The sequence below is a fragment of the Curtobacterium sp. MCLR17_045 genome, from assembly GCF_003234405.1.
Lineage (GTDB): Bacteria > Actinomycetota > Actinomycetes > Actinomycetales > Microbacteriaceae > Curtobacterium > Curtobacterium flaccumfaciens.
The window spans coordinates 240,742-253,856 of the sequence record NZ_QKTB01000001.1; the positions used below are offsets into that span (position 1 = coordinate 240,742).

13 protein-coding genes are annotated in these 13,115 nt (G+C 70.6%); 2 read left to right on the plus strand and 11 right to left on the minus strand.

What is annotated here, in order from left to right; genetic code table 11:
• Nucleotides 1-7: 7 nt before the first annotated feature.
• Complete coding sequence (locus DEJ05_RS01240; RefSeq protein WP_111109520.1) at nt 8-979, minus strand: NAD(P)-dependent oxidoreductase; 972 nt, start codon at nt 977-979, stop codon at nt 8-10.
• A gap of 146 nt (nt 980-1,125) precedes the next feature.
• On the minus strand, nt 1,126-1,611 hold the full coding sequence (locus tag DEJ05_RS01245) for a DUF4126 family protein (protein WP_163342984.1): 486 nt from the start codon (nt 1,609-1,611) through the stop codon (nt 1,126-1,128).
• Between the two features lie 136 nt (nt 1,612-1,747).
• Here DEJ05_RS01245 and DEJ05_RS01250 point away from each other — a divergent pair, with 136 nt between their 5' ends.
• Nucleotides 1,748-2,398 (plus strand): NAD(P)H-binding protein, encoded by a 651-nt coding sequence (locus DEJ05_RS01250; protein ID WP_111109521.1) that lies wholly within the window; start codon nt 1,748-1,750, stop codon nt 2,396-2,398.
• A 118-nt stretch (nt 2,399-2,516) separates the two neighbouring features.
• Here DEJ05_RS01250 and DEJ05_RS01255 read toward each other — a convergent pair whose 3' ends face one another.
• Together DEJ05_RS01255 and DEJ05_RS01260 are read right to left on the minus strand one after the other, a co-directional pair.
• On the minus strand, nt 2,517-3,503 hold the full coding sequence (locus tag DEJ05_RS01255) for a matrixin family metalloprotease (protein WP_111109522.1): 987 nt from the start codon (nt 3,501-3,503) through the stop codon (nt 2,517-2,519).
• A 121-nt stretch (nt 3,504-3,624) separates the two neighbouring features.
• Complete coding sequence (locus tag DEJ05_RS01260; protein ID WP_071404103.1) at nt 3,625-4,326, minus strand: SDR family oxidoreductase; 702 nt, start codon at nt 4,324-4,326, stop codon at nt 3,625-3,627.
• Between the two features lie 94 nt (nt 4,327-4,420).
• Between DEJ05_RS01260 and DEJ05_RS01265 the strand changes: the two genes are divergently transcribed.
• Nucleotides 4,421-4,816, plus strand: coding sequence for a MerR family transcriptional regulator (locus DEJ05_RS01265; RefSeq protein ID WP_071404104.1), 396 nt, complete (start codon nt 4,421-4,423; stop codon nt 4,814-4,816).
• A 93-nt stretch (nt 4,817-4,909) separates the two neighbouring features.
• Here the strand turns inward: DEJ05_RS01265 and DEJ05_RS01270 are convergent, their stop codons facing one another.
• The 7 genes from DEJ05_RS01270 to DEJ05_RS01300 form a co-directional block, all read right to left on the minus strand.
• Nucleotides 4,910-6,592: a CBM35 domain-containing protein gene (locus DEJ05_RS01270; RefSeq protein ID WP_111109523.1), complete on the minus strand. Its 1,683-nt coding sequence runs from the start codon at nt 6,590-6,592 to the stop codon at nt 4,910-4,912.
• Between the two features lie 86 nt (nt 6,593-6,678).
• Nucleotides 6,679-7,956, minus strand: a complete 1,278-nt coding sequence (locus DEJ05_RS01275) for a family 1 glycosylhydrolase (protein WP_111092137.1) — start codon at nt 7,954-7,956, stop codon at nt 6,679-6,681.
• A 53-nt stretch (nt 7,957-8,009) separates the two neighbouring features.
• A complete protein-coding gene (locus DEJ05_RS01280; protein WP_111109524.1) occupies nt 8,010-8,882 on the minus strand; it encodes a carbohydrate ABC transporter permease in 873 nt (290 codons plus the stop codon).
• Nucleotides 8,879-9,832, minus strand: coding sequence for a carbohydrate ABC transporter permease (locus tag DEJ05_RS01285; protein ID WP_035809298.1), 954 nt, complete (start codon nt 9,830-9,832; stop codon nt 8,879-8,881). The genes DEJ05_RS01280 and DEJ05_RS01285 overlap by 4 nt, the downstream gene beginning before the upstream one ends.
• 25 nt (nt 9,833-9,857) lie before the next feature.
• Entirely contained in the window at nt 9,858-11,123 is a 1,266-nt protein-coding gene (locus tag DEJ05_RS01290) for an ABC transporter substrate-binding protein (RefSeq protein ID WP_071404107.1), read from the minus strand.
• Nucleotides 11,124-11,257: 134 nt separating this feature from the next.
• Complete coding sequence (locus DEJ05_RS01295; protein WP_111109525.1) at nt 11,258-12,268, minus strand: LacI family DNA-binding transcriptional regulator; 1,011 nt, start codon at nt 12,266-12,268, stop codon at nt 11,258-11,260.
• A gap of 152 nt (nt 12,269-12,420) precedes the next feature.
• The gene (locus DEJ05_RS01300) at nt 12,421-13,113 is read right to left on the minus strand and encodes a DUF6766 family protein (protein WP_258376060.1); all 693 of its coding nucleotides are present in this window, start codon (nt 13,111-13,113) and stop codon (nt 12,421-12,423) included.
• Nucleotides 13,114-13,115 lie beyond the last annotated feature (2 nt).

Here is a 13,115-nt window from a genome sequence, read left to right on the forward strand (position 1 = left end):
ACGGGGCTCAGCGGACCAGGGGGTTCGCGACCTCGAGCTCACCGTGGTCGACGAGCCAGCGCACGGCGTCCAGCACGGTCTCCTCGGCGGTGAACGCCGGTGCGTAGCCGAGCAGACGACTCGCCTTCTCGGTGCTGAAGACCTGGCTGCGGAACAGGTGCTCCCAGCTGGCGTCAGCGTGCTCTGGAGCCGTGGTCTCGCGGAACCGGTCCCACGTGACGGGGTCGAGCCGGGCCTCCTGGCCGAACCACGACGCTGCCAGGTGGGCGTACCCGCGCGCGGTGAGCGCCGTCGGAGCCGTGACGAAGAAGTCCTCGCCCGCCGCCGCATCGCGGTGCTCGACCGCGAGCTGGAACGCCTGCGCGACGTCGTCGGCGTGTACGTGGGCCATCGTCTCGGTACCGAGACCGGGGACCTCGAGCGGTTCGCCGGCGGACAGCTTCGTCAGCACCGCCGTGTCGAGGTTGCCGAGCGGACCGATCGGCGTCCAGCCCGGACCGCTGATGTGGCCGGGGTGCAGCGACGTCGTGACCAAACCGCCTGATACGGTTTCTTCCTTGAGCATCCGGGCGATTGCGTCCTTCTGGACGCCGTAGTCACCGAACGGCGGGGTCGCGTTCTGCTCGGTGATCGGCAGCACGTGCGAGACGCCGGCGCGCCAGATGGAGCCGCAGTGCACCAGGTGCGTGCCGGTACCGCGGAGCGCGTCGACCAGCGCTGCGGCGGAGGACTCGGTGAAGCAGACGAGGTCGACGACGGCATCGGCACCGAGCGCGGCGATGCGGCTGCCGAAGGTGCCGTCGCGGTCCTCCTGCTCGCGGTCGGCGGTGATCCGCTCGACCTGCTGCCACTCCGGGGCGTCGGCGTACGGGGTGCTCGTGCCACGGGTGACGGCGACGACCCGGTGACCCGAGCGGACGAGACGGGGGACGAGGAACGAGCCGATGTGGCCGGTGGCTCCGATGACGACGATGTGCATGGGGGCCACCGTAGGCCGAGGCGTGCGGATCGTGAGCAGGAATGGTCGGGTGCGGCGGTGCGACCCGACCGTTCCTGCTCACGAAACGCGCCCGCGGCGAGCGCGGCGCCCGCGAGCGCGGCCCTCGCCGCGCACGAGCGGCACGCTCAGTCGGCGGTGATGACCTTCACGGAGCCGGCGATGGTCGCGGCGTCCTCGGCGAGCGCGACGACGGGGTCGGGCAGGCCCGCACCCCCGAGGGCCTTGCGCGCACCCCAGCCGACGAAGCTGCCGACGAGGGCACCGACGCCACCGAGGATCGCGCCCTCGATGCGCAGGTCGCGCTTGCCCGTCGTGCCGAGGGCGGCACCGGCGAGGGCACCGGACGCGACACGTCCGAGCAGCGCCGAGGGGGCGATGCGGTTCGGGGTCTTCGGCAGCTTGTCGCCGATGAGCTCACCGATGGCAGAGGCCACGAGCAGCCCACGGCCGACCGGGGTGCTGAAGACCTTCCACTGCTGCCACGAACCCTTCAGCGAGGACCGGTCGTGGTTCAGTGCGAGGACGGCGAGCGGGGTGGCGCTCCGGCCGCCGCTCATGATGCCGAGGACCAGGGTGCGGACCAGGGTGTGCTGCTCGTGCTGCTTGCTCATCGTGACTCCTGTCGTGTTGCCCCCGACGGTACGCACGGTGACCTCGGGTGTTCCGAGCATCGCGGGCGCCGAGCGGACGTCGGGCGGACGTCGGGCGTTCCCCGGGCACGGAGCCGCGCCGAGTAGCGTCCGGCCCATGAGCAACGTCATCGTCTTCGGCGGCCACGGCAAGGTCGCACTCCTCGCCACCCGCATCCTGTCCGAGCGCGGACACACGGTCACCTCCGTCATCCGGAACGCCGACCAGTCCGACGAGATCCGAGCCCACGGCGGCGAACCGCTCGTCGCGGACATCCAGCAGCAGTCCCTGAACGACTTCGCCGAACTCGTCCGCGGGCACGACGCCGTGGTGTGGTCGGCCGGTGCCGGTGGCGGGTCCGTCGACCGGACCTGGGCGATCGACCGCGACGCTGCGGTGCTGTCGATCCAGGGGGCGAAGCTGGCCCGCGTCGACCGCTACGTGATGGTGTCGTTCTCGGGCTCGCAGCTCGACCACGGCGTCCCGCAGGACCAGGACTTCTTCGCGTACGCGCAGTCGAAGATGATCGCCGACGCCGTGCTCCGTGACTCGGGGCTGCAGTGGACGATCGTCGCCCCGAGCACCCTGACCGACGACGAGCCGACCGGCTCCGTCGACTGGGACGGCTCGTCGACGCAGGTGCCGCGCGGTGACGTGGCGCACGTGGTTGCCGACGTGGTCGAGAACCCCGGTACGGCCGGCAACACCTTCCGGTTCAACACCGGGTCGACGCCGGTGGCGGAGTTCCTTCGCGCCGACGCGGTCTGACCAAGACCGACCGCGCCGACGCGGCCTGACCGACAGTCAGACCCACCAACGCGCAGACCAACGGGGTCGCGGCGGTTCTCCGCCACGACCCCGTCCGTGTCCCTGCAGAACGTCGAGCTCAGTAGAGCGTCGAGATCCCCGTCATGTCGCCACGGCCCAGCGTGCGGCCGTCGAGCTCGCAGTAGCCGCCGGACGGCTCCATGACCTGGCCGGTGCCGGTCTTCACGTGGTCGAGGCCGTACAGGTGGCCCCACTCGTGCGTGGCGACGACCTGGGTGTCGAAACGCGCGCCCGAGCAGGTGGCCGTCGAGCTCCACTTGAAGCCGGTGGCGTAGCGCTGGTCGGCCTCGCGGGCGTTGCCGTTGCCGTCGAACCAGATGCACGTCACGCCGAGGGTCCCGGTCGGGAGCTTGCCCCAGCCCATCACGTTGTAGCCGTTGTTCCGCGAGCAGCCGCCCTGGTCGGTGAGGTTGGGCTTCTGGGTCGCGAGACGCAGGTAGTCGTTCTTCGCCGTCGACGTGACGGTACGGTCACACGCCGAGATCGTGCCGTTCCAGGCGTTCGCTCCCTTGCGCAGGGCGTCCTTGGCGTACGTCGACTTCTGCCCGGTCTGGTTGTAGTACCACTTGACCGTGCTCGGCCAGGTGTAGCCGGACGCCTTGTACGCCGTGCTCGTGCACTTCGTGGTCGCAGCGGTCGTCGCGGCGGGGGCTGCCTGTGCCGTCGCGGCCTGGCTCTGCGCACGCTCCTGCTGGACGGCGGGGGCCGAACCGGTCCAGGCCTCGTCCACGCGGACGGCGACACCGGCGGAGCCGTTGTTCGCGATGAGGACGTCGGCGAGTTCGGGCGCCCCGGGGGCGGCCGAGCTGCTCGCCATGACGCTCTCACCCGGCGCGGGGAGCGCGAAGGTGCGGCCGTCGGGCGTCACGACCGTGCCGGAGGTCGCCGTGCAGCCGCTCTCGAGCGTCTGCACCGACAGGGTCCCGGGGGCGCAGCTCGCGCCGGCCCCCGGGGTCGCCGCCTGGGCGGGTGCTGCGGTGATGGTGAGACCGGCGAGGATCGCGACGATCGCCCCGGTGCTCAGCGCGTTCCTGACAGGACGCATGGTTCCCTTCCAGCGGCAGGCGACGTGCCCCCGCTCCTGATCGGGGTCCATGCTCGCCGATGACCACGCAGCGGGTCCAGGACTGCGCTGCGGGGACACGCCCCCAGTCAGGGGCGGCGGCTCAGGCCATCTGCGCGTAGAAGGGCTCCGGTGCATCGGCGAGCGACGCCTTCACCATCCGGCTCCAGTCGTCGACGAGCACCTCGGCCACGCCACGCTCCACACCGTCGAGTGCCGCACGGGCCACGTCCGTCGGGTCCGTCTTCGGGCCGTCGTAGTCGCCCATCATGTCGGTGTCGGCCGCACCGAGGTGGAGTCCCTGCACGCTGATGCCCCGGTCGGCGAGCTCCAGGCGGACGGCGTTCGTCATGTTCCACTCGGCCGCCTTCGCCGCGGCGTAGCCACCCGCGCCGGGCGCCGCGAACCACGACAGGGCCGACAGCACGTTGACGATCGCGCCGCCGCCGTTCCGCTCGATCACCGGTGCGAAGGCGCGGATCATCGACAGGCTGCCCCAGAAGTGCGTGTCCATGGCCTTCCGGACGATGGTCAGGTCGTCGGTCACCAGGGAGCCCTGCGTCGAGATGCCGGCGTTGTTCACGAGCAGCGTCACGTCCCCCGCGGCTGCGGCCACCGCGTCGACCGAGGCCTGGTCGGTGATGTCGAGGGGCAGCGCGACGACGCCCTCGACGTCGACGAGTTCGGGGCGGCGTGCGGTCGCGTAGACCTTCGACGCCCCGCGCTCCAGCAGCTCCAGGGCGAAGCGGCGTCCGATGCCGCGGTTCGAGCCGGTGACGAGTGCGACCGATCCAGCGATGTCCATGGTGTCTCCTCCTGCCGCGCGGGTGTCTCCCGCAGCGGCTCGGCTACGCTAAGACCTCACATCCATGTCAGGGGCAAGCCCGGATCGGAGCACCATGCGCATCGGTGACCTCGCAGCAGAGACCGGCGTCAGCGTCCGCTCGCTGCGGTACTACGAGGAGCAGGGGCTGCTCACCGCGTCGCGCACCGCGAGCGGGCAGCGGGTCTACACGGACGCCGCCGTCGAGCGGGTCCAGCTCGTGCAGCAGCTGTTCGCCGCCGGGCTCGCGAGCCGCACGATCGTGCAGCTGCTGCCATGCGTCGACCGCGGGGAGTCGACGCCGGAGTCGTTCGCGCTCCTCATCGCCGAGCGGGACCGGATCACCGCGCAGCTGGCCGAGCTCGAGGCGGTCCGGGGGCGCCTCGACCAGGTCATCGCGATCACCGAGCACCCCACCGCCGAGCACTGCCCGGCACTGCGTGACCGACCTGCGGAGCCGGTCGCGGCCTGAGACGCGGCACCAGGACGGACTGGAGGCCCGTGGCGGGTCCGCCACGGGCCTCCCGTCCGCATCCTGGTCACGACCAGGGCCGCGGGTGCGACGTCAGGGCTGGAACACCTGGATCTGGTCCAGCTCGGCGAACCCGGTCCCCTTGGTGAAGGTGAGCGTGTTCGCGCCGGCCTTCAGGGTGACCGTCTTCTGCGCCCATCCGAACCGGCCCCAGTTGACGGTCGGCGCGTAGCTGACCGAACCGGCCGAGGTCCCGTTGACCGCGAGCGCGTGCGTGCTCGTCGCACCCGTGCCGTTGTCGTACCGGACGTTCACCGTGTACGTCCCCGCGGTCGCGGCCTGCACCGTGAACTGCACGGAACTCGTCGCGTTGTTGATGTTGCCGACCTTCGCGCCGCCCACCGCGTCGGCCTGGGTGACGGTGCTCGTGTCGTTCCGGACCGCGGACTCGGCCTCGTACCGCTGCGCGTTGATCGGGATCGACCCGACCCGCACGTCGTTGTACGTGGTGGTGAGGTTCTCGACGTTCGTCGCCTGGTACAGGGTCTTGCCGTCGGCGCTCGAGTCGAAGCCCTGGGCGAAGCCGCTGAACGTCCCGCCCTCGGCGTCCCGCGCGTCGTACGTCACCGCGTACGGCAGCTGCTCCCACGAACCCGTGCCCTGGTTGCGGTTGACGACGAAGTTCTGGCCACCGTCGATGTTGCCCGCGCTGTCGAGGGACCACTTGGACGAGACGACGATCATGCCGTTGGCGTTGCCGGCGGTCGGCACCCAGCGCACCTCGGGCGACGACCCGACCCCACGGCCGTCCGGCAGCGCGATCTTGGTGCCGATGCTCGTCTCGGGGCTCCAGTTCAGACCGTCCGGTGAGGTCTTGAAGTACACCGGCGCCGTGTTGTTCGTCTGGCTCGGCCGGTTCACGACCTCGAACGTCGCCACGTAGTTGCCGTTCGGGATCCTCGTCACCGTGATCATGCCCGGACGGTCGCTCTTGTTGGTCGGTGCGGACACGTTGACCAGGGGACCCCAGGTCAGGCCGCCGTCCGTGGAGCGCCGGTAGCTGACGGCCTGCAGGACGTTGTTCGCCTTCTGCCGCTCGTCCGAGAAGTAGGTGACCAGCCCGCCGTTCGCGTCGACGGCGACGGACGGCTCCCACACCGTCGAGGTCGTCGAGGTCGGGCTCGGGTCGTACGTGGCCGGACCGCCGGTGTCGACGGTGCTCACGAAGGACCAGGTCAGCCCGTGGTCGAGGCTCTTGTACATGACCAGTCGGCTGCTCGAGCGGTCGGTGGGCATGATCATGCCGCTCAGCAACAGCGTGCCGGCCGGCATCGTGCCGAGCTGGACCGGGGTCTCGTACAGCGAGGGCTGCGCGGTGCGGGTGAGGGTCGGGAACTGGGTGCTCGGCTTGACCGTGGCGACGCGGCTCCACGAGGTGCCGTTGTCCGTGCTCCGGTAGATCGGGTAGACCTGCACGCCGTTCTCGAGCACGAGCTGGTCGAAGGTGACGAACTGCTGGCCGTTGGCCGATCCGCTGTTCTTCAGGACGATGTTCTTCGCGTAGGTGGTGCCGGCAGCGCGGCCGCCCTCGGGGTTGAACGAGGAACCCGCTGCCGGCGAGTACACGAGGGCTCCGTTGCCGGTCGTGACCGCCTGGGCGGGGAGGGGGCCGGTGACACCGGCGACGAGGGCTGCCGCGGCGGCGGCAGCGGTGACGACGAGCGCGAGCGTTCGGCGTCGACGAGGCGCCGGAGCGGCGCCGAGGCGGAGGGACATGGTGCTCCGTTCGGTTGGTGGTGCAGTGGTGGTGCGCGGAGGCGGACTGGAGGCGCGGGACCGACCCGACCCGCGCCTCCAGACCCTCAGGTGGTCGCCGACAGGGCCGCTGCCACGGCCCGTTCCTGTCGCGTGTGCGCAGCGAACGCGTCGGCGACCGGGTTGCGGCGACGGTCGAGGCCGCCCGCACCGTCCTCGACGAGGTCGAAGAGGCCCATCGTGAGCAGGTGTTCCTGGCGCGGGGCGTCCGTGTGCCGCCAGGTCCACTCGTACATGTCGAACAGCGGCCACCAGGTGTAGCCGACGACCGGCACCCCCTCGTCGCGGAGCTCCCGCACGGCCGTGACCGACGCGTCCAGCCAGCCGATGCGCTCCTCGACCGAACCGGTGACGCAGGTCTCCGTGAGCATGACCGGGGCGCCGTAGCGCTCGGCGTAGGTGGTGAGCACGTCGCGGAGCCCCTCGACGCCGGTGTCCTCGTAGGGCCGCGGGTCGGCGAACCCGCCGCCGTGGTGCACCCCCGTCTCGAAGACCTCGGTGGAGTGCAGCGGGTAGTAGTTGACGCCCATCACGTCGGGCCGGACCGCGTGCTGCCGGAACCAGTCGAGGTCGGCGTCGGTGACGCCCCCGGAGCGCAGCCGACCGACCAGGGGGTGCGCGTCGTCGACGCCACCGGTGACCAGGTCCTCGACCAGGAACGTCTGGGCGCGCAGGCGCGCGACCGTGTCGCGGTGTTCCGGGGCGTCGACGTCGCCGACGTACCGGATGCCGGCATCCACGTGCACGAAGGTGGCGGCGTCCCCGAGCTCACGCGTGATCGCGTGCTGCGTCGAGACGAACCCCTTGGCCAGGGCGGACGCGATCCGGGCCGACCCCTCCGCGCCGGTCAGGTACGGGGGCCAGTACCCGTACTCACCCGAGAACAGGGCGTGGATGACGGGCTCGTTGACGGGCGTGTAGTCGGTGGCGACGTCCCCGTACCGCGCCGCGAACCGGGCGGCGTACTCGGTGACGTGTGCCGGGTAGTCGGGGTGGGCGAACTGCCCGTCGAGCCAGAGCGGTGTGCCGTAGTGCAGCAGGTCGACGACGGGGCGCAGGCCGGTCTCGCGGAACCTCGCCATGACGCCGTCCACCCACGACCAGTCCCAGACGCCCGGCTCGGGGGCGACCCGGTACCAGGGGACGCCCCACCGCAGCAGCTCGGCGCCGACGTCGACCGCCAGCCCGAGGTCGGCGGCGTACTGCCGGTAGTGGTCGGTCAGCTCGTACTCGTCGATGGGCCGTTCACCCGGTCGGGCCTGCGGGACGAAGGTGTCCTCGATGCCCAGGGCGAAGTGCAGCCTGCCGTCGTCGGACCAGTGCATGGTGTCTCGTTTCGTGGTGGGCACGGCCGCTCCGGGCTCGTGCGGTGTCGTCGTCACTTGAGCCCGGTGCTGGCGACGCTCTCGATGAAGCGGCGTTGCACGAGCAGGAACATGACGGCGAGGGGCAGCACGGCGATCAGGGCGCCGGCCATCATCACGCCCTGCGGGATGATCCCGCCGGGTCCGGTCAGCAGGGTGAGGCCGGACGTGATGGTCCCCATGTCCTGGTCGGTGGTGAACACCAGCGGCCAGAGCAGGTCGTTCCAGTTGTTGACGAAGGTGAAGATGCCGAGGGTGAGCAGGGCGGGGACGGCGTTCGGCAGGACGACGCTCCGGAAGATCCGCCACTCCGAGGCCCCGTCGATCCGCGCCGCGTTGTCCAGGTCGCGGGGGAGCGACACGAAGAACTGCCGCAGGAAGAAGATCCCGAAGGCGTCGGCCGCCCGCGGCGCGATGAGCCCCGCGAACGTGTTCACCCACCCGAGGTCGGACACCAGTTGGTAGATCGGGATGAGCGTCGCCTGGAACGGGATCATCAGGCTGGCGACGATCACGATGAGCAGCACCTTGCTGCCCCGGAAGTCGAGCCGTGCCAGGGCGTAGGCGGCGAGCGCGTCGAACGCCAGCGCGAACACCGTGACACCGCCGGCGAAGGCGAAGCTGTTCAGGATGAGCCGCCCGAACGGTAGCTGTGTGAAGATCGCCCGGAAGTTGTCGAGCGTCCAGGTGTGCGGGAACAGCGTCGGCGGGTAGGCGTTGACCTCGCTCGCCGGCTTGAACGCGGTGAACACGATCACGAGCACGGGGAGCAGCACCGCCAGGGTCACGACGGCCACGGCTGCGAAGCCGAGCCACCGCATCGACGGCTGTCGACGGGCCACGGTGCGACGGCGCACGGCGGTCGCGGGACGGGGGAGCGCGGTCATGATGCGGTGTCCTCTCCGCGCTTCCCGAAGAACAGGAACTGCACGAGGCTGAGCAGCAGGGTCGCGATGAGGAGCACGTACGCCAGGGCGCTCGCGAACCCGAGGTCGAGGTCCTTGAAGCCGGACTGGTAGATCTGCATGACGATCGTCTCCGTCGACCGGTACGGACCACCGCCGGTCAGGACGTAGATCTGGTCGAACGCCTGCAGCGCGGCGATGAGGGCGACGATCACGACGAACGCCATCGTGTTGCTCAGCATCGGGAAGGTGACGTTCGCGAACCGCTGGCGGCCGTTCGCGCCGTCGAGCTGCGCTGCCTCGTACAGGCTCGTGGGGATCTCCTGCAGCCCGGCCAGGAAGATCACCATGTAGAAGCCGAAGTTCTTCCACACGGCCACGAGCACCACGGTGGGCATCGCGAGCGTCGGGTCCTGCAGCACGTTGCCGAGCCGGATGCCGACGAGCTGCAGCCAGTGGTTCAGCAGGCCGATCTGCGGGTCGAGCAGGTACGACCACGCGAACGCGGCGACGGCCAGGGACACGATGAACGGCAGGAACAGCGCCGACCGGAAGAACCCGCGGAACGGCAGGGCCGGGTGGTTCAGCACGAGGGCGAGCACCAGGGCGACGACGATCGCGACGGGGGTGAAGAGCACCGAGTAGAGCGCGGTGTTGCCGATGGACCGCAGGACGTCGGGGTCGGTGAAGACCCGGACGTAGTTCGCGAAGCCGATGAACGACGGGTCGCCGAACCCGCTGGCGTCGGTGAACGACAGCCGGAGCGCCGAGAGCATCGGCCAGAGCACGAACGCCCCGAGGATGACGATCGCGGGTGCGAGGAACCCGACGATGGTGGCGCGGCGGCGGAACGTGCCGTTCAGGGGCGATCGTCCGCCGAGCTGGCCCGGTGGTCGGTACCGACGGCGTCGGCCGAGTTGCTGCGTGGTCACGAGGGTCCTCCGAGGGCCGCTGCTGCTACTTCAGGGCCGACTGCACGTCGGCGTCGGCGGTGGCGAGGAGCGATCCGGGGTCCCCGCCCGCCATCGCCTTCTGGGTCGCGGTGTCCACGGCGGTGAGCACGTCGGCGCTGTCGACCACGCCGGGCAGGAGCGGGATCGTGGTGCCCGGCAGCCCGGTGAGTGTCGCGACGGTCGGGTTCTCGTCGACGTCCGCGGCGGTGACGTCGGTGCGGAGCGGCGGCCAGCCGGACCCGAGGGCCCACTTCGTCGCGACGGACTGCTCGTTGAAGTAGCGCAGGAACCGCTCGGCTGCGGCCTGCTTCGCGTCGTCGGTCTGGGCCGTCACACCGAGCGAGATGCCGATGGCCGAGGCCACTTGTGCTTCAGGGCCCGCCGGGATCGCCGCGATGCCGTAGTCGATGTCCGACGCCTCGGCGACGCCAGCCATCCAGGGGCCGCCGATCTCCATGGCGGTCTTGCCGGCCGTGAAGAGCTTGTCCGCGGCGATGCCGTCGACACCGGTCGGCGAGATCTTGTCGTCGCGCACCGCCTTCGCCCAGTACTCGAGCGTCTCGGCGTTCGCGGCGGAGTCGATGGTGGACTTCGTGCCCGCCTCGTTCGTGATCGATCCGCCGTTGCCGGCGAACAGGCTCGGCCAGATGCCGTTGCCGACGGTCTGGTGGTCCGGCAGCACGAGCCCGTACTGCTCGGGGGTGCCGTCGCCGTTCTCGTCCTTCGTGAGCTTCTTCGCGTCGGCGACCCACTCGTCCCAGGTGGTCGGGAAGGAGTCGATGCCGGCCGCTGCGAACAGCTTCTTGTTGTAGATCACGGAGAGCGGGACGAACCCGCTCGGCACCCCGTACTCCTTGCCGTCGACCCGCTCCATCGCGACGGCCTGTTCCTTCAGGTCCCCGGTGTTGTTGGCGTCGTCGGCGTAGAAGTCGCTGAGGTCGACCAGCGCCTTCTTCTGCGCGTAGACCGGCAGCCGGTCGGAGGTCATCGCGACGAGGTCCGGGCCCTTCTTCGCGGACAGGGCGGGGAGCATCGTGTCGTCGATCACGGCCCAGGTCTTCGTCTGGGTCGTGATGGTGACCTTGTCCTGCGAGGCGTTGAAGTCCTTGACGATGCCGTCCAGGACCTTGCCGTCGGCCTCGGTGTAGCCGTGCCAGAACGTCAGGTCGACGTGGCCGCCGTCACCCGACGACCCGGGGGAGCCGGCGCACCCGGCGAGGGAGAGCGACGCCGCTGCTGCGAGCGCGACGACCGCGATGTGCTTCTTCATCGAAAACCTGCCATCCGTCCGGCACGTCGGTGTGCGGACCTCGTCCATCCCGGATTTACACCGGTGTAAATGTGGACAGTAGCCGGTGCTCGACCGCCCGGTCAAGGGGTCGGGGAGCACCCGTGGTCAACGGGTCAGGCAGCAACCGGACGCAACGGTCCGGACGACGCCCGGACGACGAGTGCGTGCGGGGAGCGCAGCACCCCCGGCGTCGCCGGGGCGCCCTCCTCGAGCTGGGCGACGAGCACCCCGACCGCCGTCGCCGCGACGCGGTCCAGGTCGGCCGACACCGTGGTCAGCGCCGGGGTCGAGTACGCCGACTCCTCGATGTCGTCGAACCCGACGACCGCGACGTCGTCCGGCACGGTCCGGCCCGCGAGCTGCAGGGCACTCATAGCCCCGAGCGCGAGCGCGTCGTTGCAGCAGACGATCCCGTCGACCGGCACGCCGGCGTCGAGGAGCTGCCGTGCAGCCGCCGCACCCTCGGCCCGGTGCCACAGCGCGGTCGGCACGACCCGCTCGGGCGCGAACGGCACACCGTGGTCGTCGAGCGCCTCGCGGTAGCCCCGCAGTCGCTCCTGCGCCGTGCGCACGGGGCCGGACGGGTCGGAGCCGATGAACGCGATCGACCGGCGACCGGCGTCGAGCAGGTGCGCGGTCGCGTCCCGCAGCGCGTCCGCGTTCGACATCGCGATGAACGGCACGGGGGCGTCGGGGATCGGCTCACCGAGCACGACCAGGGGGAACTTCACCTCGAGCGCGGCGGCGTCGCTCGGCCGGACGGTCAGCGGGCTGTAGATGATGCCGTCGATGGAGTGCTCGCGCATCCGGGTGATCGCGTCCGCCTCGCGCACGCCGCTCGCGGTCTGCTCGATGAGCACCGTGTAGCCCACGGCTCCGGCAGCGCGGATGACGGCGTCCGCGAGTTCGGCGAAGTACGCCTGCCGCAGTTCCGGCACCGCGAGCCCGAGCACCTTGGAGCGTCCGGCGCGGAAGTTCCGGGCCGAGACGTTGAGTTCGTAGCCGAGCTCGTCGACGGCGGCCATCACGCGGTCACGGGTGCGGACGGAGACGTGTTCGTAGCCGGACAGCACGTTCGAGACGGTCTTCTTCGAGACACCTGCCACGGCGGCGACGTCGCTCATCGTGGGCGGAGAGCGGTGCCCCTGCGCCATCGGGCGCCCCCTCTCACGTGCGGACTGCGTTCCGCAGGAACCTACCGCACCAGCGTGGTGCGGATCGGACTGGAGGCCCGTGGGGGGTCCGCCACGGGCCTCCCGTCCGGTCTCGGCCGCGCTCAGGCGCCGGTCTGCTCCGTCGGCGCGGCCACGGGCTTCGACTGGCTCGACCCTCGTTGCCGCAGGGACACGGTGGCGATCACCATCACCGAGATGACCAGGAACTCCGACTGCCAGTTCTGCATCGACTCGAACCAGAACTGGCTCGTGCCCAGGTAGCCCCACGCCGAGACCACGCTGTCGCCGTGCTCGAGCTGCTCCTCGTTGTAGGCCGCAGCGCCACCGATCACGTGCCCGACGACACTGCCGAGGAACAGCACCGCGAACAGGATCAGCAGGGAGTTCTCGTACAGCACGAGCACGATCCCGCCCCGGCGCACCGGCCACGGGGCCCTCGGGTCGTCGGCGTGCTCCCGGGGGTCCTCGTCCTGCGGGCTCTGTTCGTCCAGGGGCTCGGACTCGCTCGACCCCTTCTGGAACAGGAACACCGTGAACACGATGTACGCGCCCATCTGCAGGAACTCGCTCTCCCAGTTCTCGAACGTGGCCTCGGCGAAGTCCCCGCTCGTCAGGAAGCCCCAGAGCGACACGGCCGCCTCACCGTGCTGGAGTGCGTCCGCCGCGGACACCCGCCATCCGGCGAACACCATGCCGACGAAGCACACGACGAAGACGGCGACGTTCGCGAGGAGCAGGCCGTGCCGTCGCACGCGCTGCCACCCACTCGATCCGTTGTGCAGGCCGAGGGTCACCG

Coding starts and splice junctions, on each gene's coding strand:
- DEJ05_RS01275 (WP_111092137.1), bottom strand. CDS start 7,956: ATGCACTGGTCCGACGACGGCAGGCTGCACTTCGCCCTGGGCATCGAG.
- DEJ05_RS01295 (WP_111109525.1), bottom strand. CDS start 12,268: ATGAGCGACGTCGCCGCCGTGGCAGGTGTCTCGAAGAAGACCGTCTCG.
- DEJ05_RS01250 (WP_111109521.1), top strand. CDS start 1,748: ATGAGCAACGTCATCGTCTTCGGCGGCCACGGCAAGGTCGCACTCCTC.
- DEJ05_RS01255 (WP_111109522.1), bottom strand. CDS start 3,503: ATGCGTCCTGTCAGGAACGCGCTGAGCACCGGGGCGATCGTCGCGATC.
- DEJ05_RS01245 (WP_163342984.1), bottom strand. CDS start 1,611: ATGAGCAAGCAGCACGAGCAGCACACCCTGGTCCGCACCCTGGTCCTC.
- DEJ05_RS01240 (WP_111109520.1), bottom strand. CDS start 979: ATGCACATCGTCGTCATCGGAGCCACCGGCCACATCGGCTCGTTCCTC.
- DEJ05_RS01290 (WP_071404107.1), bottom strand. CDS start 11,123: ATGAAGAAGCACATCGCGGTCGTCGCGCTCGCAGCAGCGGCGTCGCTC.
- DEJ05_RS01265 (WP_071404104.1), top strand. CDS start 4,421: ATGCGCATCGGTGACCTCGCAGCAGAGACCGGCGTCAGCGTCCGCTCG.
- DEJ05_RS01280 (WP_111109524.1), bottom strand. CDS start 8,882: ATGACCGCGCTCCCCCGTCCCGCGACCGCCGTGCGCCGTCGCACCGTG.
- DEJ05_RS01260 (WP_071404103.1), bottom strand. CDS start 4,326: ATGGACATCGCTGGATCGGTCGCACTCGTCACCGGCTCGAACCGCGGC.
- DEJ05_RS01270 (WP_111109523.1), bottom strand. CDS start 6,592: ATGTCCCTCCGCCTCGGCGCCGCTCCGGCGCCTCGTCGACGCCGAACG.